At 46.5% G+C, this 19,255-nt stretch carries 18 protein-coding genes; 12 read left to right on the forward strand and 6 right to left on the reverse strand.

Going from position 1 to position 19,255, the window contains the following annotated elements; genetic code table 11:
- Nucleotides 1–63: 63 nt before the first annotated feature.
- The 7 genes from rutC (at nucleotide 64) to AC27KT_RS14745 (ending at nucleotide 8,587) form a co-directional block, all read left to right on the forward strand.
- The gene (rutC, locus tag AC27KT_RS14715; RefSeq protein ID WP_159120466.1) at nucleotides 64–447 is read left to right on the forward strand and encodes a pyrimidine utilization protein C; all 384 of its coding nucleotides are present in this window, start codon (nucleotides 64–66) and stop codon (nucleotides 445–447) included.
- Between the two features lie 58 nt (nucleotides 448–505).
- A complete protein-coding gene (rutD, locus tag AC27KT_RS14720; protein WP_487131162.1) occupies nucleotides 506–1,354 on the forward strand; it encodes a pyrimidine utilization protein D in 849 nt (282 codons plus the stop codon).
- A gap of 69 nt (nucleotides 1,355–1,423) precedes the next feature.
- Nucleotides 1,424–2,044: a malonic semialdehyde reductase gene (locus AC27KT_RS14725; RefSeq protein ID WP_487131164.1), complete on the forward strand. Its 621-nt coding sequence runs from the start codon at nucleotides 1,424–1,426 to the stop codon at nucleotides 2,042–2,044.
- Nucleotides 2,045–2,066: 22 nt separating this feature from the next.
- Nucleotides 2,067–2,597, forward strand: coding sequence for a flavin reductase (locus AC27KT_RS14730; protein WP_487131166.1), 531 nt, complete (start codon nucleotides 2,067–2,069; stop codon nucleotides 2,595–2,597).
- 19 nt (nucleotides 2,598–2,616) lie between these two features.
- Nucleotides 2,617–4,107 carry a CoA-acylating methylmalonate-semialdehyde dehydrogenase gene (locus AC27KT_RS14735; RefSeq protein WP_487131168.1) on the forward strand — a complete coding sequence of 497 codons (1,491 nt, stop codon included), beginning with the start codon at nucleotides 2,617–2,619 and terminating at the stop codon, nucleotides 4,105–4,107.
- Between the two features lie 313 nt (nucleotides 4,108–4,420).
- A complete protein-coding gene (locus AC27KT_RS14740) occupies nucleotides 4,421–6,739 on the forward strand; it encodes a TonB-dependent receptor (RefSeq protein ID WP_487131170.1) in 2,319 nt (772 codons plus the stop codon).
- Between the two features lie 345 nt (nucleotides 6,740–7,084).
- Nucleotides 7,085–8,587, forward strand: coding sequence for an NCS1 family nucleobase:cation symporter-1 (locus AC27KT_RS14745; protein WP_487131172.1), 1,503 nt, complete (start codon nucleotides 7,085–7,087; stop codon nucleotides 8,585–8,587).
- 80 nt (nucleotides 8,588–8,667) lie between these two features.
- Here the strand turns inward: AC27KT_RS14745 and AC27KT_RS14750 are convergent, their stop codons facing one another.
- On the reverse strand, nucleotides 8,668–9,402 hold the full coding sequence (locus tag AC27KT_RS14750; protein WP_487131174.1) for a helix-turn-helix domain-containing protein: 735 nt from the start codon (nucleotides 9,400–9,402) through the stop codon (nucleotides 8,668–8,670).
- A 131-nt stretch (nucleotides 9,403–9,533) separates the two neighbouring features.
- Between AC27KT_RS14750 and AC27KT_RS14755 the strand changes: the two genes are divergently transcribed.
- The 4 genes from AC27KT_RS14755 (at nucleotide 9,534) to AC27KT_RS14770 (ending at nucleotide 12,268) form a co-directional block, all read left to right on the forward strand.
- On the forward strand, nucleotides 9,534–9,938 hold the full coding sequence (locus AC27KT_RS14755; protein ID WP_487131176.1) for a hypothetical protein: 405 nt from the start codon (nucleotides 9,534–9,536) through the stop codon (nucleotides 9,936–9,938).
- A 7-nt stretch (nucleotides 9,939–9,945) separates the two neighbouring features.
- A complete protein-coding gene (locus tag AC27KT_RS14760) occupies nucleotides 9,946–10,755 on the forward strand; it encodes a DUF2145 domain-containing protein (protein ID WP_487131178.1) in 810 nt (269 codons plus the stop codon).
- A gap of 10 nt (nucleotides 10,756–10,765) precedes the next feature.
- The gene (gene yiaA, locus AC27KT_RS14765; RefSeq protein WP_487131180.1) at nucleotides 10,766–11,236 is read left to right on the forward strand and encodes an inner membrane protein YiaA; all 471 of its coding nucleotides are present in this window, start codon (nucleotides 10,766–10,768) and stop codon (nucleotides 11,234–11,236) included.
- Nucleotides 11,237–11,434: 198 nt separating this feature from the next.
- On the forward strand, nucleotides 11,435–12,268 hold the full coding sequence (locus tag AC27KT_RS14770) for a class II glutamine amidotransferase (protein ID WP_487131182.1): 834 nt from the start codon (nucleotides 11,435–11,437) through the stop codon (nucleotides 12,266–12,268).
- 3 nt (nucleotides 12,269–12,271) lie between these two features.
- Here AC27KT_RS14770 and AC27KT_RS14775 read toward each other — a convergent pair whose 3' ends face one another.
- Nucleotides 12,272–13,342 carry a LysR family transcriptional regulator gene (locus tag AC27KT_RS14775; protein ID WP_487131184.1) on the reverse strand — a complete coding sequence of 357 codons (1,071 nt, stop codon included), beginning with the start codon at nucleotides 13,340–13,342 and terminating at the stop codon, nucleotides 12,272–12,274.
- 262 nt (nucleotides 13,343–13,604) lie between these two features.
- On the opposite strand from AC27KT_RS14775, the gene AC27KT_RS14780 reads away from it, so the two are divergent.
- Nucleotides 13,605–14,120, forward strand: coding sequence for a lactoylglutathione lyase family protein (locus AC27KT_RS14780; protein WP_487131186.1), 516 nt, complete (start codon nucleotides 13,605–13,607; stop codon nucleotides 14,118–14,120).
- 146 nt (nucleotides 14,121–14,266) lie between these two features.
- Here AC27KT_RS14780 and AC27KT_RS14785 read toward each other — a convergent pair whose 3' ends face one another.
- The 4 genes from AC27KT_RS14785 to AC27KT_RS14800 all read right to left on the reverse strand — a co-directional run bounded on the left by AC27KT_RS14785 (nucleotide 14,267) and on the right by AC27KT_RS14800 (nucleotide 19,153).
- Complete coding sequence (locus AC27KT_RS14785) at nucleotides 14,267–14,908, reverse strand: MBL fold metallo-hydrolase (protein WP_487131188.1); 642 nt, start codon at nucleotides 14,906–14,908, stop codon at nucleotides 14,267–14,269.
- 3 nt (nucleotides 14,909–14,911) lie between these two features.
- On the reverse strand, nucleotides 14,912–16,330 hold the full coding sequence (locus tag AC27KT_RS14790) for an APC family permease (protein WP_487131190.1): 1,419 nt from the start codon (nucleotides 16,328–16,330) through the stop codon (nucleotides 14,912–14,914).
- Nucleotides 16,327–18,027, reverse strand: coding sequence for an amidohydrolase (locus AC27KT_RS14795; protein WP_487131192.1), 1,701 nt, complete (start codon nucleotides 18,025–18,027; stop codon nucleotides 16,327–16,329). The genes AC27KT_RS14790 and AC27KT_RS14795 overlap by 4 nt, the downstream gene beginning before the upstream one ends.
- Nucleotides 18,028–18,112: 85 nt before the next feature.
- On the reverse strand, nucleotides 18,113–19,153 hold the full coding sequence (locus AC27KT_RS14800) for a serine/threonine dehydratase (protein WP_487131194.1): 1,041 nt from the start codon (nucleotides 19,151–19,153) through the stop codon (nucleotides 18,113–18,115).
- Between the last annotated feature and the right edge of the window lie 102 nt (nucleotides 19,154–19,255).

Consider the following 19,255-nt stretch of genomic DNA (forward strand, 5'->3'; position numbering starts at 1 on the left):
AAAATTAGCTAAAGCAGTACTAAAAGCACTGTGTAAATAGCGCAAAGAGTGAGGAATGTAATTATGCCAAAGAAAGCCATTATCCCAGCGGGTACTTCAACGCCAATAGCCCCTTTTGTTCCAGGCTCCATGGCTGACAATATTCTATATGTGTCAGGCACTTTGCCGTTTGATGAAAACAATGATGTGGTGCATGTGGGTGATGCCGAAGCGCAAACTCGACATGTTTTAGAGACCATTAAAAGCGTTATTGAAGAGGCGGGTGGCACTATGGATGATGTGACCTTCAACTCAATTTTTATTACCGATTGGGACGACTACGCCGCGGTAAACAAGGTATATGCGGAATACTTCCCAGGCGAAAAGCCCGCTCGCTACTGCATTAAAGTTGGACTGGTAAAGCCTGAAGCCTTAATTGAAATTGCCTCTACGGCACACATTGGGTAAGCGATTATGTTTGGACTACCCGCGAACTGCACCCACTGGTTTTATGTAGGTGAGCTTTATGCATTCTGATACGCAGTCAAGCTACGCCCACATAAGCGGCGAAATGAACGGCGAAATGCGTAACAAGTTACATTACGAGATTCACGGTTTGACGTCGCCCGACGCCCCCACGATTGTGTTTAGTTCAGGGCTGGGCGGGGCAGCAAAATTTTGGCAGCCTCAACTGGCTGATTTTACTCAAGGCTACCGAGTGATCACTTACGACCAGCTTGGAACCAACAAAAGTGTGGGTGACTTGCCAGCGAACTACAGTATTTCTGATATGGCAAATGAACTCGCGGAACTCCTGAAAAAACTGGAAGTACAGCAATGCCATTTTGTTGGACATGCACTTGGTGGGCTGGTGGGCTTAGAACTAGGGTTAACTCAGCCCAACCTACTGCAAAGCCTAGTGCTAGTAAATGCATGGAGTAGCCCCAATCCGCACACTCTGCGCTGCTTTGATATACGCAAAGCCTTACTCGCTGCGGATAGAAAAGACATGTATTTACAGTTGCAGGCCTTGCTGCTGTTTCCCCCTGATTGGATAGCCGCTAATTCACAGCACTTAGACGATGAAGAGGCGCATCTACTTAATCATTTTCCCGATGTAGATAACTTGCTCGCTCGTATCGGCGCTCTTAGCGCGTTCGATATCGACGACACGCTAACGAATATCACTACACCCACGTTAGCCCTGGCAAATAAAGACGACACCTTGGTTCCATGGCAGCGCTCGAAAATATTAGCTGATGCCTTGCCTAACGCAGAGCTATCGGTAATGGAATATGGCGGTCATGCATCAAGCATTACGGTGCCAGTGGTGTTTAATAAATTGGTATTGGAATACTTAGCGCGCATAGCTTAATCACATAACCCAATATCTAGGTGGCTAAAACAGCACTTAATAATCTTTTAAAACTGGAAAGAATTTGAAATGACGGTATCAGAGAAAACTGAATATGAAACAAAAGGCCCCATTAGCGAAAGTGGCTTAGCTCAGCTATTTAGTGGTGCACACACGCACATTACATGGCTGGATAAAAAGATAGAAGAATCGGTGCTAAAGCAGCTTTATGACTTAGTAAAAGTAGGTTCGACATCGGCAAATTGTAGTCCAGCGCGTTTTGTTTTCATTACCTCAGATGAAGGGAGAGAAAAGCTCAAACCTTGTCTTTCAAGCGGTAACGTTGAGCAAACCATGACCGCACCCTGTACGGTTATTGTGGCCTACGATGAAGAGTTCTACGAAGAGCTTCCTACCTTATTCCCTTATGCAGATGCGAAAAGCTGGTTTACTTCAAGCCCAGAAGCGGCCTATGAGACTGCCATGCGCAATAGCTCTATGCAGGGGGCTTACTTAATAAGCGCCGTTCGAGCCCTAGGCCTTGACGCTGGCGCCATGTCTGGTTTCAACCCCACATTACTTAACGAAACTTTCTTTTCAGATAGCACGTGGAAGGTGAATTTCTTACTGAACATTGGCTACGGCGATAAAGAGAAAGTACATAAACGCTTACCTCGTTTAAGTTTCGAGCAAGCCTGCCAAATCGTGTAACGCCAACTTAAAGGATATTTGTATGACTATTACAGCAATAAAAAACGCAGTAACAGAAGTGCTACCCCCGGTAACTCCCGAAGCTTATCGAGAAGGTATGTCGAGTTTAGCGGCAGCGGTAAACATCGTTACAACCACGGGCCCAGAAGGGTTTGCAGGCTTCACGGCAACCGCCGTATGTAGCGTAAGCGATACTCCTGCAACTTTGCTGGTTTGTTTGAATCGCGGTGCGTCTGTACATCAGGTTTTTAAAAACAGCACGCATTTGGTTATCAACACCCTTACCTCACAGCATCAGTTAATTTCAAACACGTTTGGTGGCAAAGCACCCATGAACGAACGCTTTGAAATTGGCGATTGGGTGGAGTCGACGACCGGTTGCCCAAGGCTTGCCGATGCTGCAGTTAGCTTCGATTGCATTATTACAGACGTTAAAAGTGTGGCCACTCACGACGTTATTTTTTGCCAGGTGGTGGATATCAAACAAGACCCAGAAGCCGACGCGCTTTTATATTATCAGCGCGGCTATCACAGCGCGTGCAAAGACGCATAATTAAAGGATTAGACAAATAATGAAAGTAGTAGGCCACTTTATTAACGGTGAAACCTGTACCCCAAAAGGGCGTATGCAAGATGTTTATAACCCGGCAACGGGGGAAGCAGAAAAACTGGTTTTACTGGCGTCAAAAGCGACGGTAAACGACGCTATCGTCAGCGCGCAAAATGCGTTTGTTGAGTGGCGTAATACGCCAGTAAGTAAGCGCGCTCGTGTTATGTTCAAATTTAAAAGCTTACTTGAAGAACATGCCGATGAAATTATTGCATTAATTGGTGCGGAGCACGGCAAGATAAGCCACGACGCGGCAGGCGAACTACAGCGTGGTATCGAGAACGTAGAGTTTGCCTGTGGCGCGCCACAGTTGCTTAAAGGTGAACACAGTAAAAATGTTGGGCCAAGCATAGACTCTTGGAGCGAGTTTCAGCCTCTTGGCGTGGTGGCGGGAATTACACCATTTAACTTTCCAGCCATGGTGCCCCTTTGGATGTTTCCGCTTGCCATTGTATGCGGTAACACCTTTGTTTTAAAACCATCAGAACGGGACCCAAGCTGCGCTATCTTCCTAGCCAAGCTACTTAAAGAGGCTGGGTTACCCGACGGCGTCTTTAACGTCATCAATGGCGATAAAGAAGCGGTTGATCAAATACTCGATGACGAGCGCATTAAAGCGGTGAGTTTTGTAGGTTCAACGCCTATCGCCGAATATATCTATTCAAAAGCCAATGCTAGTGGCAAGCGCTGCCAAGCCTTAGGCGGAGCCAAGAACCACGCCATTGTAATGCCTGATGCAGACGTTGATAACGCGGTTAACCAGCTGTTAGGTGCAGCCTTTGGTTCTTCAGGCGAACGTTGTATGGCTTTATCAGTTGTGGTTGCCGTGGGCGACAAGATAGCTGATGAGATTGTAGATAAGATGCAGTCGGCCATGAAAGGTTTGAAAGTGGGGGCATTTGACGATGCGTCTAACGACTTTGGCCCACTTATTACGCAGCAGCATAAAGAGAAAGTAGAAGGGTTCATAACAAGTGCAGCAGAGCAGGGCGCTAACGTGGTCGTTGACGGGCGAAGCCCCACAGTTGAAGGGTATGAAACTGGCTTTTTCCTAGGGGCTACGCTTATCGATAAAGTCACACCTGAAATGACGAGTTATAAAGCCGAAATCTTTGGCCCTGTACTACAGGTAATGCGCGTTGAAAGTATGGAGGAAGCCATGCAGCTTATTGACGAGCATGAGTACGGCAACGGCACCTGCATTTTCACCCGCGACGGCGAAGCTGCCCGTTATTTCTCCGACAATATTCAGGTGGGCATGGTAGGCATAAACGTACCGCTGCCTGTACCTGTTTCTTATCACAGTTTTGGTGGTTGGAAGCGCTCACTGTTTGGCGATCTTCACGCATACGGCCCTGATGGCGTACGCTTTTACACCAAACGCAAAACTATTACTCAGCGTTGGCCTTCAAGCGGCGTTCGAGAAGGCGTGAGTTTTTCATTTCCAAGTTAATGTCATGGCGTATTGACCTTGATTAACCATAAATGACCATAAGAACTTTGCCCACGCACGGTAACTATTAAGCCTTTATGGCAAATAATTGCTCGCAGCAGGTAAAAGAACAGAGATTTAGGCTCAGCCATGAGCCATCAATAATAACAATTTAAAACCGCAAGCCTTTGGCAGTACCTCTCCAGTCCTGCCTTAGGCTTGCACCCCAGTGGCAATCGATATGCAGTTCACGTCGACCGTTACTCTTACAAAAAAATATCGGGACAACACCGCCGCAAGGCTTGTTAAAAAGAACTATAAACGAGAGTAAAACATGCATACGTTAAACACACACAAGCGTCTGCTGGCGTTAACCGTAGCTATGGCGTTAAGTACGCCAGCGGCATTTGCTGCAGAGAATGTTTGGGAAAGTATTGAAGTTACCGCGCAAAAGCGCAACGAGAATATAAGCGATGTGGGGATTGCCATTACCGCGTTTTCTGGTGAACAACTAGAAGCCCTTGGCCTTGAAAGCAGCACCGAGCTTATCGCGTTTACCCCGGGTGTATCGTTAGCCGGTGATATCGGTGGTCAGCGTGCTATTTTCAATATTCGAGGCGTGGTGCAAAACGATTACGCTGACTTGGCAGAAGCGCCGGTGGCGGTTTATGTGGACGGCGGATATTTAGCCAGTACCCAAGCGCAAACCTTTGGCTTATTCGACGTAGCCCGTATAGAAATTTTAAAAGGCCCGCAGGGAACATTATTCGGAAGAAATGCCACTGGCGGACTGGTTAATACGGTTACCGCCAAGCCTACTGCCGACACAGAGGGTTATGCTGAGTTTACTGCCGCACGTTTCGAGCAATACCGCTTTGAAGGAGCGATATCAGGCGAACTAGCAGACGGCATTTATGGTCGCCTATCTGGGTTTACCAATCAGCAAGGTGAGATCTTAGAGAATATTTATGAAGACGGCGCAGCACCTGATACCCGTTTAGGTTCAGTGGGAGGCGGTGAAGACGGGTACAACGATGATACCAAAGCGTTTCGTGCTCAACTGCTGTTTGATATTGGTGAGGAAGGCTCGCTGCTACTAAGCGGGAACTGGTCTGATACAACCAAAAGTGAAGGCCCGTATCAGGTGGTCAATACCACAGAAGTAAAAGATGCCGACGGCAATGTGATTGACGTTATTTATGCTGCTGACGACCCGCTAGGCTGTGACACTATTCAGGCTGGCGTTTGCGTAGACGGCAACTTCAATGGCGACCCTTTCCGTCCTGTGCAAGGCGGCGACTTCAACGGTAACTTCGACCCTGATGGGTCGGGTAATAAAGTAAATAAAGACTTTGCCTTTGACGATCAAAACAAAATTAAGTCAAAAGGGCTCGCGGCAACATTAGACTATGCATTTGAAAGCTTCGATTTCTTTGCTATGTCTGATTACAAAGAGTTTAAACGTACCGTTGGCCTCGACTCCGACCAAACCGCGTCACCTGAACTTATTTTCCAGTCCAACAGCACGATTGAGCAGTTTAGCCAAGAGTTTCGCTTTTCTGGTGAAACTGCTGACTTGAAATGGGTTGGGGGGCTTTATTATCTGTCTATCGATACAGACTATAGCCAGGGCTTGGCGGGTTCACCCACTACCTTTTTCTTGGGGGGTGAAGAAAATAACACTTTAGTGTCTCTTGAAACCGAATCTTACTCTGTATTTGGGCAAATAGACTATAGCTTGACTGACGACCTTGTTCTGGTTGGTGGCTTACGCTATACCCGTGAAGACAAAGACTTTGTGGGTAATGTTTATCAGAACGAGAACACCGACGACCGAGTTATTGAGATTGACACCAGCACCCCTTCGCTAGAATTTACTGAGCAAAGCAACGATCAAAATTTATGGTCAGCAAAGCTTCAGTTGGAATACAGCGTGGGGAACAGTTTGTATTACGCAGGAGTCAACCGAGGTGTGAAAGCGGGAAGCTTCAATGCCCCGTTGTTCGGTGGTTTCAGCTTTTATGAACCTGAAGAACTCACTTCTTATGAAGCAGGCTTAAAGCACAGCTTTATGCAAGGAAGCGGCGTATTCAATGCCAATGTATTCTACTATGACTATAACGATTACCAGTCTTTTTCATGGGTAAATAACGCGGGTGTGGTCACCAATGAAGAGGCTTCGTTTAGTGGTGTCGAGCTAGAGGTCTTTTTAACACCGACAGACAGTTTGGATGTAATGGTTAACTTCTCATATACCGACGCCGTGGTTGAAGACCTAGAGGTGGCTTCTGGGTACTTTGCTGATACAACTCCGCCATTTACGCCTGAATATCAGGCTTCTGCCATGCTCAGATACAACTGGGATGCCTTTGACGGCAATATGGCAGCTCAATTTTCAGCAAACTATCAGTCTGAAACTTTTCACAATGCGCGGAATTTTACCGCTCATGAAATTGATAGCTATGCCACGGCTGATACTCGTTTAACCTGGGTAGACGCTGAGGATAAATGGCTAATAGCGGCTTATGTAGATAACCTGTTTGACTCAGACCATGAACTTATTGGCTTTGACGTAACTGGTTTTTATGGAACCAGCCAGATTTCCTATGCGAAGCCTAGGACGTATGGCGTAACGGTAAGACGTAATTTCTAATTAGCGTAGTTGCGCTTTGTTTAACAAAATAAAGCGTATCACCTACTTCTAAAAAGAAACGTGCATAGCTAACCTAAATACCGACGTAGCAAAACGGTATTTAGGTTTTGCGTTAACAAAGCGCGCGAAGCGGCAGTATTTTTGCTTTTCTTTTTTGCTAGGGGCTGTTGACCTTTGTTGTACACCAAAAATCAGCAGGCCCCAATAAAGGTTAGCAGCGAGCCTCTAATCTAATCGTTACGCCGTTGAGAGCGCTGATGCATTTTTTAACCTACCGCTTTGCCGAGCATGACGCTGTGTAAAAAGAAGCAACAAGTAATAGCAAACCCAATAAGGAAATAGATCGTGGATAACACCAACAATCAGACCATGACAAAACCTTCCCATTACGATGGCGATTTATGGAATGAAGATTTAGCGCCAACCAACGCGGAAACCAGAACCTGGGTGTGGAAAGACTATGCAGCATTATGGATTGCGATGGTGGTTTGTGTACCTACTTACCTCTTATCTGCCGGCCTGGTATCAGAAGGCATGAATTGGTATCAAGCGGTTATCACCGTACTGTTGGGCAACATCATCGTGCTTGTACCTATAATGCTAATTGGTCATGCAGGTGCAAAATACGGCTTACCTTTTCCCGTATTATTACGTAGCGCATTTGGCACCAAAGGCGCGAAGATTCCAGCACTGGCTCGTGGACTTGTGGCATGCGGGTGGTTTGGAATTAACACATGGGTAGGCGGCAGTGCTATTTACGTTATTTTAAATAGCGTGAGCGGTGACGCTTTTGTGGGGCAGGCGCTGCCATTTTTAGGTATCGATATTACCCAAACCCTGTGCTTCTTTGCCTTTTGGGCGATGCACTTAGTTTTTATTAAGCACGGCACTGAATCTATTCGCTGGCTTGAAACTTTTGCTGCACCATTTTTGATCTTAATGGGCTTAGCGCTTCTTGCTTGGGCATATATCAATGCCGGTGGATTTGGCGCTATGTTATCTACACCATCTCAATTTGTAGAAGGGGGCGCTAAAGAAGGTCAGTTTTGGTCTGCTTTTTTCGCTGGTCTTACATCTATGGTGGGCTTTTGGGCGACCATGGCATTAAATATCCCTGATTTTACTCGCTTTGCTAAATCACAGAAAGATCAGATGCTAGGGCAAGCTATCGGCTTGCCGTTACCTATGGCGTTGTTTGCCTTTATTGGGGTTGCGGTAACGTCGGCAACAGTCACCATTTATGGAGAGGCCATTTGGGACCCTGTTGCACTTGCCGGTCGAATGGGTGGCATGGGAGTCGTGTTAGCCCTTGCAGCATTAGCACTTGCAACGTTAACCACAAACTTAGCCGCTAATATGGTTGCCCCGGCCTATGGTTTTTCAAATATGGCGCCATCGAAAATAAGCTTCAAAATGGGAGGCTATATAACCGCTGGTATCGGCGTTGCTATCTTCCCCTGGAAGCTGCTTGAAACAGCGGGGGGCTATTTATTTACCTGGCTTACCGGGTATTCTGCGCTGCTTGGCCCTATCGCGGGTATATTAATCGCCGATTACTTTATCTTAAGAAAATCGACGTTAAACATAGATGCGCTATTTCAACACTCTGGCGAATATGGCGCGAACAACGGTTGGAACATGGCGGGTGTGACTGCGCTTGTTATTGGTATTTTGCCTAATATTCCTGGCTTTATGCACGCAGCTGGCTTTGTAGACAGCGTACCTACCATTTTCGATACGCTTTACGCCTACGCATGGTTTGTAGGGTTAATCATTGCCAGCATGGTTTATCTACTACTCTCCAACAGAGTGCCCGTCACCATGCAGGCAAAAAGCGCCTCCCAATAATGGGGGCTGAGCCCCTAACCTAATCGGGGCAGAGTACTTTTCCATTTTATGTACTCTGCCCCCAATATACATTGTTAGCGTTATTTTCGTTTCATGTTTTCAAAAAGCGAGGGTTCCCAGGGCCGCATAGCCATTAAAAGCCCTATGTGTTGGCGTTCTTCAATCGGCAGGGCATTATCTTCACTGCTGAGTTTAGCTGCTTCTTGCCTAAGCTGCTCTAAGCGGCGCTGAATAATCGAAACCGAGGTCTGAGAGTAGCGGCCGCGTAAATAGAAACGGAACATCCATGGCTCGTTTTTCTTTGGATCCATAAACTTCACCATTACTTCCTGTTCCATAAATTTCTCTAGCGGACCGCCTGGGATCCACCGAAAGTCTTGGGCAATAAGCAGCTTATAACGGTTGTTCGGCAACAGTTCTATGAGCTTAAGCTTGTCGAGGGTCGTCATTAGCTTAATGCCTTCTACTTCATCAATGTCGTAATGTTCGATGAGTTCTGAAAAGCGCCAGCCGTCACGAACACACACCGCGGCAAGCAGTAGCTTAGGGTTAGCGAGCAGTTCCATTTCTTGCTGTTCAGACAGCTGCGAAATCTTCTCCTGCTGTTTTTGTGAAAGGCTAAATAAATCACTCAATGACAAATTTAAGCACTCACAAATTTGCTCTAACTTATCAAGGCTGAACGCTTGCAACGAAAAGTTACGCTTAACACTCGCTTCGCTCACATTAAGCGCTTCTGCAAGCTGTTTATAGGTAAGTCGTTGTTCCCGTAAGCATTGCTTCAAGGTGTCGTACACAAGACTAATCTGGCTCATGGTATTACTTTTTTATACTTGTGGTGTAAATTAATACTACATTAATCATTTTGGTTTACGAAATTTATTCTTGGTTCTAGTGTGGAAAGTGTTCAGACAAACCTTGTCTTAACAAACTAGGAGCAAGTGATATGAAAAATACACGTTCAACATTGATGTTAACTGCACTACTTGGTAGTGCGCTTCTTACTCATTCTGCAATGGCGGATGATTCTTTTGACCATAGCGGCAAAGCCAGTAAGCACAGTGTTTTAGCGGCTTCTGAAGGCTTGGCGACAACCGCTTCGGTAGCAAGTGCGGTCGTGGCAGTGCCGGTAGTAGTGACCGGAAGTGTGGTTGTAGCCGGAAGCGCGGTGGTAGAAAGCGCGGTGAACGAAAGCGCTCGTAACCTTCATCAGGCTAGCCATCAATCGTCAGTGGCGCACAACCAGCCTTTGGTGATTACCGAAACTGTGATTACTGCCGACCCCGCTCCAAATCAAGTGGTTTCTACCAAAACTAAAGTGATCACAACCACAACTAATACTCAGCGGTAGGTGAGACATGAAAGCCTACTTAACTTCAATCGGGTTCGCCTTTGTATTGTTGATGTCTAGTATTCATGACGTATGCGCGGGTAGTCAGCAGCATGGTAAGCCCACTTTTACGCCAGAAGCGATTGCGACTTTTTCAAAAAATGTAGAAAAGTATGCGGCAAGTGAAGGGGCGAGAGCTTTTATCATTGCTAGACGTGGCAGACCTATTGAGGATATGCCGAAAGGCATTCGCTTTACTCATACCGCCGTTGCGATTTACTCAACTATTCAGCTGAGCAATGGCAATAAGGCGAAAGGTTATGCAATACACAATTTGTATCAAGATGCTGAAGAGCAGGGAAAAAGTCATTTGATTACCGACTATCCTGTAGATTTCTTCTGGGGCGCGTATGCGCTTGAAGCAGGAATAATTATTCCTTCCACAGAAGTGCAGCAAGCGTTAGTGAATTTGTATCGCGATGACAAAGCTAAGCTGCTTCACAACCCTCGCTATTCGGTAGTGGCCAACCCGTTTAATAGCGAACGCCAGAACTGCACAGAATACACCCTTGATGTTTTGAACGCTGCAATCTACTCAACTACTGATATTGCGAAGCTAAAGGTAAATGCAAAAGCGCATTTTATACCGCAAAAAGTAAATATGAGCCGCGCAAAACTTGGCTTGGCAAGTATGTTCAGCGATGGCGTAACCTTATCAGATCACGGTCGCAAGGTAGAAACCACCACCTTCGGAAGCCTTGCTCGCTATATGCAAAAGTACAATTTAACAAACAAGGCAGTTACGTTTACCCACACGGGTCAAATAGAAAATATTTAGGAGTTTTACTATGCAACACATAAATAAACCCACTAAAGCGTTTCGAATCGCGTCACTAGCAGCACTCATTGTAGGCGTAGGTGCTTATTTCATAGGTTTGTATAACGCGCCTATGGCCCTTAACGAAAAAGGCTATTACTTCACTATTATGCTATTTGGCTTGTTTTCTGTGGTGAGCTTACAAAAAACGGTGCGCGATAAAATGGAGGGTGTACCTACAACCAAAGCATACTTCTTAGCTTCAGCAGTAGCTACTGGGTCAGCCATTGTACTGTTAATTATTGGGTTGCTGAACGCCGAACTTTTATTAAGCGAAAAAGGCTTTTTTGGAATGGCGTTTACTTTAAGCTTATTTGCCGCCATAACGGTTCAAAAGAACGTTCGTGATAGCCAAACTCAAAGCGAGCCAAGTAGCGTCGAACCCCAACCAGAAACTAACGTTTCACAACCTGAAACAACCACCAAAGTAAAAGCCGCATAAAAGTAACGGGGTCAGAGTACATTTCGCCAACGTTAGACGCCCCCGCCACCAAACCAATGTACTCTGACCCCAAACCACTGTAAAACTGGAATCTTAGGTAAAAAATGATGCCCTTACCTAAGGTCGAATTGATAAGACTCGATAGCTTGCGTATTCTTTGCATACTTAAATAATTTACTGCAATAGGTTATCAACGCTGTGTGTGAACTTTTAGGCATGAGTGCGAACACTCCTACTGACCTATGTTTTAGTTTTACCGGGCTGACTCGCCGCGGTGGTGAAACAGGGCCGCATAAAGACGGCTGGGGCGTTGCTTTTTATGAAGGGAAGGGCGTACGTATGTTTCACGATCCCGAGCCTTGCGCCACTTCACCCATCGCTGACTTTGTTTCGAAGTTGCCTATAAAAAGCAAGAATGCGATTTGCCATATTCGTCAGGCTAATGTGGGTAACATAAACTTAGCCAACACCCATCCCTTTACTCGCGAACTGTGGGGGCGATACTGGGTGTTTGCGCACAACGGACAGCTTCCTAATTTCTCGCGCCGGACGGGGATTTACGAAGCAGTAGGGGATACCGATAGCGAAGAGCTTTTCTGCGACATCATGAACAATGTTAGACAGAATTTGCCACGCGACGCCATGCCCGAACAGTTAGCTGAAACGCTAGTTTCACTTGCGAAGGAGTACGCTCAGCAAGGTGTATTCAATTGCTTGCTGAGCAATGGCGATTGGCTGTTTACCTTCTGTAGTACAAAGTTAGCTAGCATTACTCGTAGAGCGCCTTTTGGCCCCGCTTGTTTAAGTGATGTTGAAGTAGAAATTGATTTTGCAGCTGAAACCACACCTAAGGATGTGGTAAGCATTATTGCTACAGAACCGCTAACTAATGATGAACAGTGGGATATCTACGAGCGAGGCGAATGGAAGCTTTGGCAAGAAGGAGAGGTCATTGCCTCAGGTAAAGTGAATGTACCTGAACATAAAAAAGAAGCCGAAATGGTAGCGCCAGACCCTTCGCTTCACGACTAATTTTTAACCCAATACTTGGGTGATGGTTTGTTTAACTGCCTGGTAGCGGGCGGGTAGAGCGCTGTGGGGTGTTTGAACACTGTATAGGGGCTCGGTTACTTCATTTTTAGCTTTGTAGACGGACAGTTTGTCGGCAAAAGACACAAAGTCTAGTGTGCTGGTGGGCAGCACGGTGTAACCCAATCCTTCGCTTACCGGCAGCAGAATTTGCGAAAGTTGATTGATGTAGCCGGTGTGAGGCAATTTATTCGGATTAACACTGGCTAACTTTGGTTCTCCACAATCGTTAAAATAGCGCTGCAAGTAGTGCATGGCATCTGGATGGTTAATAAGCCCTAGATGGTTAAGGACGTCTTTTAACGAACTAGCATCATCAGTTTTGCTCTTTGCTTTTCCAGATACGCTTGCTACTTTTGCTCCCGAACCCGAACCCGAACCCGAACCCGAACCCGAACCCGAACCCGAACCCGAACCCGAACCCGAACCCGAACCCGAACCCGAACCCGAACCCTGCGCGTTTTCAGATAACCCAGGAACCTGTGCAGCAAGCGCCTTAGGTAGGCTACGAGGTAGAATAAGCCCCAATGCTTCTTCGCCTAAATACTCACTATGTATTTCTTCACTCTCTGGCTGGTTTGTCACAATGCCAAGCTCCAGCGCATTGTTCGCAATGCCTGACAAAATTGTGCGTCGAGGCGCGACTTCCACGTGAATATTAAGCGCACTATGCTGCTTTTGCAGTGACAGCAGGGCTGGATAAATACGCTGAGCAATCGCACCTGAGCAGGCCACTATGCACTTACCTTCAAAAGGGGCGTCGAACTTTAAGCTATCAATAAATTCTTGCTCTTTTGTCTGCTGATCTTTGGCGTATTGATACACACGCTGGCCCTGCTCAGTTAGCTGGATCCTTTTATTTAAACGAACCACCAGTTCACACTGGCATGTCTCTTCCAGTTTCTTTAGGTGCTGACTAACGCCCGGCTGCGTCATAAATCGTTGCTCTGCAGTGCGCGTAAAGTTCCCCGTTTCTACTAAAGTAATGAAGGTGTCTAGCCAGATAGGGTTTATCATTTAGGTATAACTTAAATTTATCATATTTAGAAAATATCATAATTTCATGTTTCTCCTTTGTCTAGCTACTATGTATGTACATTCACTTAAGCGGTATTCGCGTTGAGCTTTTTAATGAATGGCTTGGTGATAACATCGATATCAAATGTGTTATCGAACCTGCATTAAAATTGCACTCACTCGAATTAATCGGGGTATCGACACAGCCTACTAAACGGCCGCTTAAGCCATATTGACAACTTGCACTACAAAGGAGTAAGTAATGACTGAAGCAGTAAAAACACCGTATCCACGTACGTTTTCTCATATTGGAATTTCAGTACCTGACTTAGAAGCTGCCGTGAAATTTTATACCGAAGTACTTGGCTGGTACCTCATCATGAAGCCTACCGAAATTGTTGAAGATGACTCGGCCATTGGCGAAATGTGTACCGATGTATTTGGTCCAGGTTGGGAGAAATTCCGCATTGCTCACCTTTCAACAGGTGATCGTGTTGGTGTTGAAATTTTTGAGTTCAGCAACCAACAGAACCCAGAAAACAACTTTGAATATTGGAAAACCGGTATCTTTCATTTCTGTGTTCAAGACCCAGATGTTGAAGGCTTGGCTGAAAAGATTGTCGCTGCTGGTGGTAAAAAGCGAATGAAGGCGCCGCGTTATTACTATCCGGGTGAAAAGCCTTACCGCATGATTTACATGGAAGACCCGTTTGGCAACATCCTTGAAATTTATAGCCACAGCTATGAATTGCATTATGCTAGCGGTGCATACGAGTAAGCGTTAGTTAATAACGCTTTATAGACATTGCGCTAAGCGAATGCATAGCAAGCTTTAAATAAGCGAAAGGCGAGGGCGAAACAAGCAAAAGCTTGTTCAACGCACCTCGCCTTTTGGTTCTTTAACCGCTGTTACAACGTGAGGTTTTATCCGAATTGACCCGAAATATAAGGATTCGTGGCCTTTTCGGTTGCAACCGTAGTGGTTGGCCCGTGACCCGGGTAAATCGTCATATTATCCGGCAGCACCATAATCTTCTGTTTAATCGAGTCGATTAATTGCTGGTGATTTCCTTGTGGGAAATCAGTTCTGCCAATAGAGCCTGCGAAAATGACATCCCCCACAATAACGCGATTACTTGAGCGTTCTACCAACACCACATGTCCAGGCGTATGACCCGGGCAATGCAGCACCTCTAGCGTTAAATTGCCCACTGAAATGGTGTCGTTGTCATTTAACCACTCATTGGGAGCAAAAGGCTGGGCCGGTGGAAAGCCAAACATCTGGCTTTGCTGCATAAGTGCATCTAACCAAAACTTGTCGCCAATATGCGGCCCAACAATGGGTACACCATAATGTTCTGCTATGGCGACAGTACCACCTATATGATCTAAGTGCCCATGAGTGAGTATAATTTTCTCTATACTCACGCCTTTATTCGATGCAGCTTCAATCAACTTTTCAATGTCGCCACCTGGGTCGACAAATGCGCCTTTGTTAGTGGATGAGTCCCAAATTAATGAACAGTTTTGGGCAAAGGGCGTAACGGGTATAACTTGAATTTCCACGGTTTAACCTTTTGATATTTTGTTGCTTTGAGCAAAATAGAGCAGTGCGCCAACCACTAATTCGCCCAGTAAAAATAGCCACGCGTTGGTTGAAGACTGCGCAATAGACCAAGCGCAAACTGCTAGTGCGACAAAGGGTATCAGACGTCGAAACAGGTTTACAGGGCTGACAAATGCGCCTGCAGAACCGTTGAAATAAGCATCTTTTTCAGAAGTGTCGGGCTGAAAGCTGCTTTGTGAAGAAGCGCTCTGCAAGGAAGCCCCTTGCAAGCGAGTCCCCTGTAAAGACGCCCGCTGAGCTTTCATCAGCACCACTACACACACGGCGTAAACCACAAGCCGTGCAAGCACGCTTGAAATAGCCAGCCACACAAAGCTACCGCTAAGTGCCATAGTACCTGCAAATATTCCCAGTATTGATATGGAAACTGCTGGGGTAGCAAAAGACGCATGAATCTCGCCTAACTTCTGTCCCAGTTTACCGGGAATAAGTGACTGCTGCGCCATAGAGAACGTCAGTCGAGACGTAGAAATCATATTCGCCAGTAAGTTACCGGCAACCGACACCACGGCGGTTAGCGTCATTATAAGCGCCCCAGTTTCGCCAAATATCATGTTGGCGAGCGCAATAAGCGGTGCGCTATCTGGCTTTGCAGGCCCTACGGTGTGCCAATAAAGCCACTGCACGCAAAAGTAAAATATGGCAATACCTGAAACCGTAAGCATTAATGCCCTAGGTATGGTCTTTTTCGGCGAACTGGTCTCGCCGCTTGTGACCACTACCGTTTCAAAACCAATAAAAGCGTAAAGCGTAAGTAGGGCACCAGCAGATATGGTGTCAAACGCAGGTATAACGGTTTCCGAAGAACGTGTTAGCGCAGTAGAGAAATCGAGCTGCCAGTAACCAACCGCAATAAGCGCCACAAAAGGCAGGAGTTTTAGCACCGAGATAGTATCGAGTGAACGCATGGCGGCCTTAAGGCCGACAATATTCACGACGATTAGTGCTGTGGTAAGCGCGATAATAGCGAATGACTTGCCTATTCCCGCATTCAGTTCGGGCCACACATAGCCGGCGTACAGCAATAACACGTGCATGTTGGCGGCAATCGCGGTTGCGCGAGCTAAATAGTAAATAAAGCCAGTTTGAAACGCCGCTGCGTCGCCGAAGCCTTTCTGGGCGTACACCACAGGTCCACCGGTTTCTTGGTACAGCGCCGCTAGTTGCCCAAAACACCACACAATGGCCAGCATTAGCGCGCCAAAAATCAAAAAGATGTAAGGGCTGAAAGCGCCGAGCTCAGCGGCCATTTTAGCGGGCAGAGCAAAAATGCCCGCCCCAATAAGGCCATTTAACACCAAAAGGGCAGCGCCAATGCCGCCAATCCCTTTGGTTAACAGGCTTTTGTTTTCGCTACTCATTTAGAAAAAACTTCTTCTCCAGCCACATAAGTAGCGTGTACTTCGGTTTTCCAAATGTCTTTGGCATCAATAGTAAAAATATCTTGGTCGACTAAGATAAAGTCTGCCCATTTTCCTGGCGTCAGTGTGCCCAAGGTATCTTCCATGTGCCCTGCGTAGGCCGCATCTAACGTAAACCCTTTAAAAGCTTGTTCTATGGTTAACGCTTCGTGGGCATACCAGCCTTTTACGGGCTGATTGTTTCTGTCTTGGCGCGTAACTGCAGCGTGAAGCCCGTAAAATGGGTTAGCAAGCTCAACAGGGAAATCAGAGCCTAAAGGCAGTGCAATGCCTGAATCGAGTAGCGTTTTCCACGCGTAAGCGCCTTTCATACGATCTTTGCCAAGGCGATCTTCCGCCATGTTCTTATCGCTGGTGGCATGAGTAGGCTGCATGGAAGGTAAGACCTTTAGCGAAGCAAAGCGGGCTAGGTCGTCAGGCGCAATCACCTGTGCATGCTCAATGCGGTTGCGCAGTTCGCTGCCGCCAATACTCTTAAACGTGGTTTCAAACTCGTTCAGTGCAACATGGTTAGCCTTATCACCAATGGCATGGTAGTTAAGCTGGAAGCCTGCACCGATAACTGTGGTAAACAGTTGGGTCATATCTTCTGGTTGAGTTAACAGCAAACCATGTTGATGCGGTGCATCTGAATAAGGTTCAAGCAATGCTGCGCCTCGGCTACCAAGTGCGCCATCGCCATAGGCTTTTACCGAACGAATATATAAGAAATCGTCTTTGTCGCGAATGGTGCCGTTGCCCAGCATAGTGCTGAGGTCAGGGTCTGTTGCACTCACCATGGCATAAATACGCACGGGCAAGTCACCTTCTACCGCTTCTTTTAAATAGAAATCGTAAACGTCTCTGCCTACGCCAGCATCGTGCATTGACGTAACGCCATTTGCTAGTAAGTGCTCACCTGCGGCATGTAATTGTTGCTCGTATATCGCGTTACTGGCTTTTGGTAAGTGTTCTTCGATTAATAGTGATGCGTTATCAATAAATACGCCTGTGGGTTTGCCGTTGGCGTCTTTGATAATTTCACCGCCAACAGGTGACTCAGTGTCTTTCGTGATGCCAGCTAGCTCCATGGCTTTTGTGTTAACCCACGCCGCATGACCGTCCACTCGAGTAAGCATTACCGGTTTATCAGAAACAACTTTGTCCAAATCCGCAGCGGTTGGAAACGCTCGGTCAGACCATAACTCTTGATTCCAGCCACGCCCGGTGATCCAAGCTTGTTGTCCGTTTGCGAAGGCGTATTCGGCAACCATTTTAGCTGCGTCTTGGGCACTTTTGCTTTCTCGCAAGTCTACTTCTAGTAAGTTTGCTCCTAAGCCGAGAAGGTGACCATGAGCGTCGATAAGACCAGGCAGCATGACTTTACCATTGCCGTCTATGGTGTCATCAATAGAGGTTTTACCTTTATCTACGTCCAGCGCAACGACCTTACCTTCGTCCAAAAGAAGATTTTTAAAAGTTGTGAGTTCACCCTTTTCATTTAAGGTGTAGCCTTTTACGTTCTCAACAAGCGTCGCGGCATCTACCGTAAGAGATGCAGTCATAGCAGCTAACGTTGTCGTCGTTACAAATGTTGCTGTGAGTAGTTTTGAAAGCGAGTGCTTTTTAAATGTCAGTGCCGACAATGTAGAGTTCATAGTGAGTTTCTGCCTCTTTTATTTCTGTTTTTTTAGTTTTTATACCGAGCTGCTCGAGTTTCTATAGCTGCGCGCTAACGCAACGCTATGCCTCAACACGCTCGGTGTCTTCAAATTCGTCTTCGTCATCAAGGTCAAGAATGGGAGGTTGCAACAAAAAGTCTCTTTCCCAAATCTTTGCCATGCTAGACTGACTTATGTTGCCGCCACTCAATATAACAAGGGCGGTTTGCCCAGGTGGAGTGTTGGCAGCCCAGGCCGCTACTGCCGCCATGGTCATCGCGCACGTGGGCTCTATATGAAGCTTCAATAAATGATGTAACCATTGCGTCCAATAAGCAATCTGCAGCTCATCTACTTCGTAGAAATCGTCTATTTCTTGCAGTATAGGAAACGTTACATCGCCAACAGATGGCGTGGCTGCACCGTCTGCTAAGGTATTTGGAGCATAGTCTAAAGCAATGATCTCACCAGCTTGCAACGACATAGAGGCATCATTCGCTTCGGCGGGCTCAGCGCCAATGACCAATGCATTTGGCTGTAGTGCGCGAGTTGCCAGTAATGAGCCCGACAATAACCCTCCGCCACCACACGGCGCAAAGACAGCATCCACCTCACCAATTTCGTTAAGCGCTTCCAACGTTACCGTGCCTTGTCCTGCCACAATATCCTTGTGGTTAAACGGCGGTATCCAGACCGTGTCTGGTGCTTTTGAGGCCTGCTCGACAGCCGCGTCTGCTTCTGGACGGGTAGGGAATAGTTTTAATTCAGCACCATAGCTTTGCGTAGCGGCAGCTTTAATTGGTGAAATGGTCTCGCTCGCAAAAATAGTGGCCTTAATACCAAAGTGAGACGCTGCATAGGCTACTGCCTGAGCATGATTTCCAGAACTATTGGCAACCACATGCTTCGGTAAACGACCTTCCTCTTTCAACCGGGCTAAGAAATTCATTGCGCCGCGAATTTTGAATGCCCCGATGGTCTGTAAGCACTCCGCTTTGAACAAAATGCGGTTGCCCATCCACTTGTTGAGCAACGAAGATTCAACAATTGGCGTTTTCTTTACGTCGCCTTTTATACGTTCATAGGCTTGTTTTATATCTTCGAAATTTGGGGAAATACTCATTACGTAACGTTCTTTTCACTTTAATTTTTTAATAGGTTAGCGCCGATAAGGGCTTTTACGCACTAAAAGGAAAACGGATATCTTACAGTGCCAGATACTATT

This window comes from Alteromonas sp. 5NW40-0090 (genome assembly GCF_057552975.1).

Excerpts from the sequence above, each read along its gene's own strand:
- AC27KT_RS14730 (WP_487131166.1), top strand. The coding sequence starts at position 2,067 with ATGACTATTACAGCAATAAAAAACGCAGTAACAGAAGTGCTACCCCCG.
- AC27KT_RS14795 (WP_487131192.1), bottom strand. The coding sequence starts at position 18,027 with ATGAACTCTACATTGTCGGCACTGACATTTAAAAAGCACTCGCTTTCA.
- rutD (WP_487131162.1), top strand. The coding sequence starts at position 506 with ATGCATTCTGATACGCAGTCAAGCTACGCCCACATAAGCGGCGAAATG.
- rutC (WP_159120466.1), top strand. The coding sequence starts at position 64 with ATGCCAAAGAAAGCCATTATCCCAGCGGGTACTTCAACGCCAATAGCC.
- AC27KT_RS14750 (WP_487131174.1), bottom strand. The coding sequence starts at position 9,402 with ATGAGCCAGATTAGTCTTGTGTACGACACCTTGAAGCAATGCTTACGG.
- AC27KT_RS14800 (WP_487131194.1), bottom strand. The coding sequence starts at position 19,153 with ATGAGTATTTCCCCAAATTTCGAAGATATAAAACAAGCCTATGAACGT.
- yiaA (WP_487131180.1), top strand. The coding sequence starts at position 10,766 with ATGCAACACATAAATAAACCCACTAAAGCGTTTCGAATCGCGTCACTA.
- AC27KT_RS14735 (WP_487131168.1), top strand. The coding sequence starts at position 2,617 with ATGAAAGTAGTAGGCCACTTTATTAACGGTGAAACCTGTACCCCAAAA.
- AC27KT_RS14775 (WP_487131184.1), bottom strand. The coding sequence starts at position 13,342 with ATGATAAACCCTATCTGGCTAGACACCTTCATTACTTTAGTAGAAACG.
- AC27KT_RS14755 (WP_487131176.1), top strand. The coding sequence starts at position 9,534 with ATGAAAAATACACGTTCAACATTGATGTTAACTGCACTACTTGGTAGT.
- AC27KT_RS14740 (WP_487131170.1), top strand. The coding sequence starts at position 4,421 with ATGCATACGTTAAACACACACAAGCGTCTGCTGGCGTTAACCGTAGCT.
- AC27KT_RS14780 (WP_487131186.1), top strand. The coding sequence starts at position 13,605 with ATGACTGAAGCAGTAAAAACACCGTATCCACGTACGTTTTCTCATATT.
- AC27KT_RS14790 (WP_487131190.1), bottom strand. The coding sequence starts at position 16,330 with ATGAGTAGCGAAAACAAAAGCCTGTTAACCAAAGGGATTGGCGGCATT.
- AC27KT_RS14760 (WP_487131178.1), top strand. The coding sequence starts at position 9,946 with ATGAAAGCCTACTTAACTTCAATCGGGTTCGCCTTTGTATTGTTGATG.
- AC27KT_RS14725 (WP_487131164.1), top strand. The coding sequence starts at position 1,424 with ATGACGGTATCAGAGAAAACTGAATATGAAACAAAAGGCCCCATTAGC.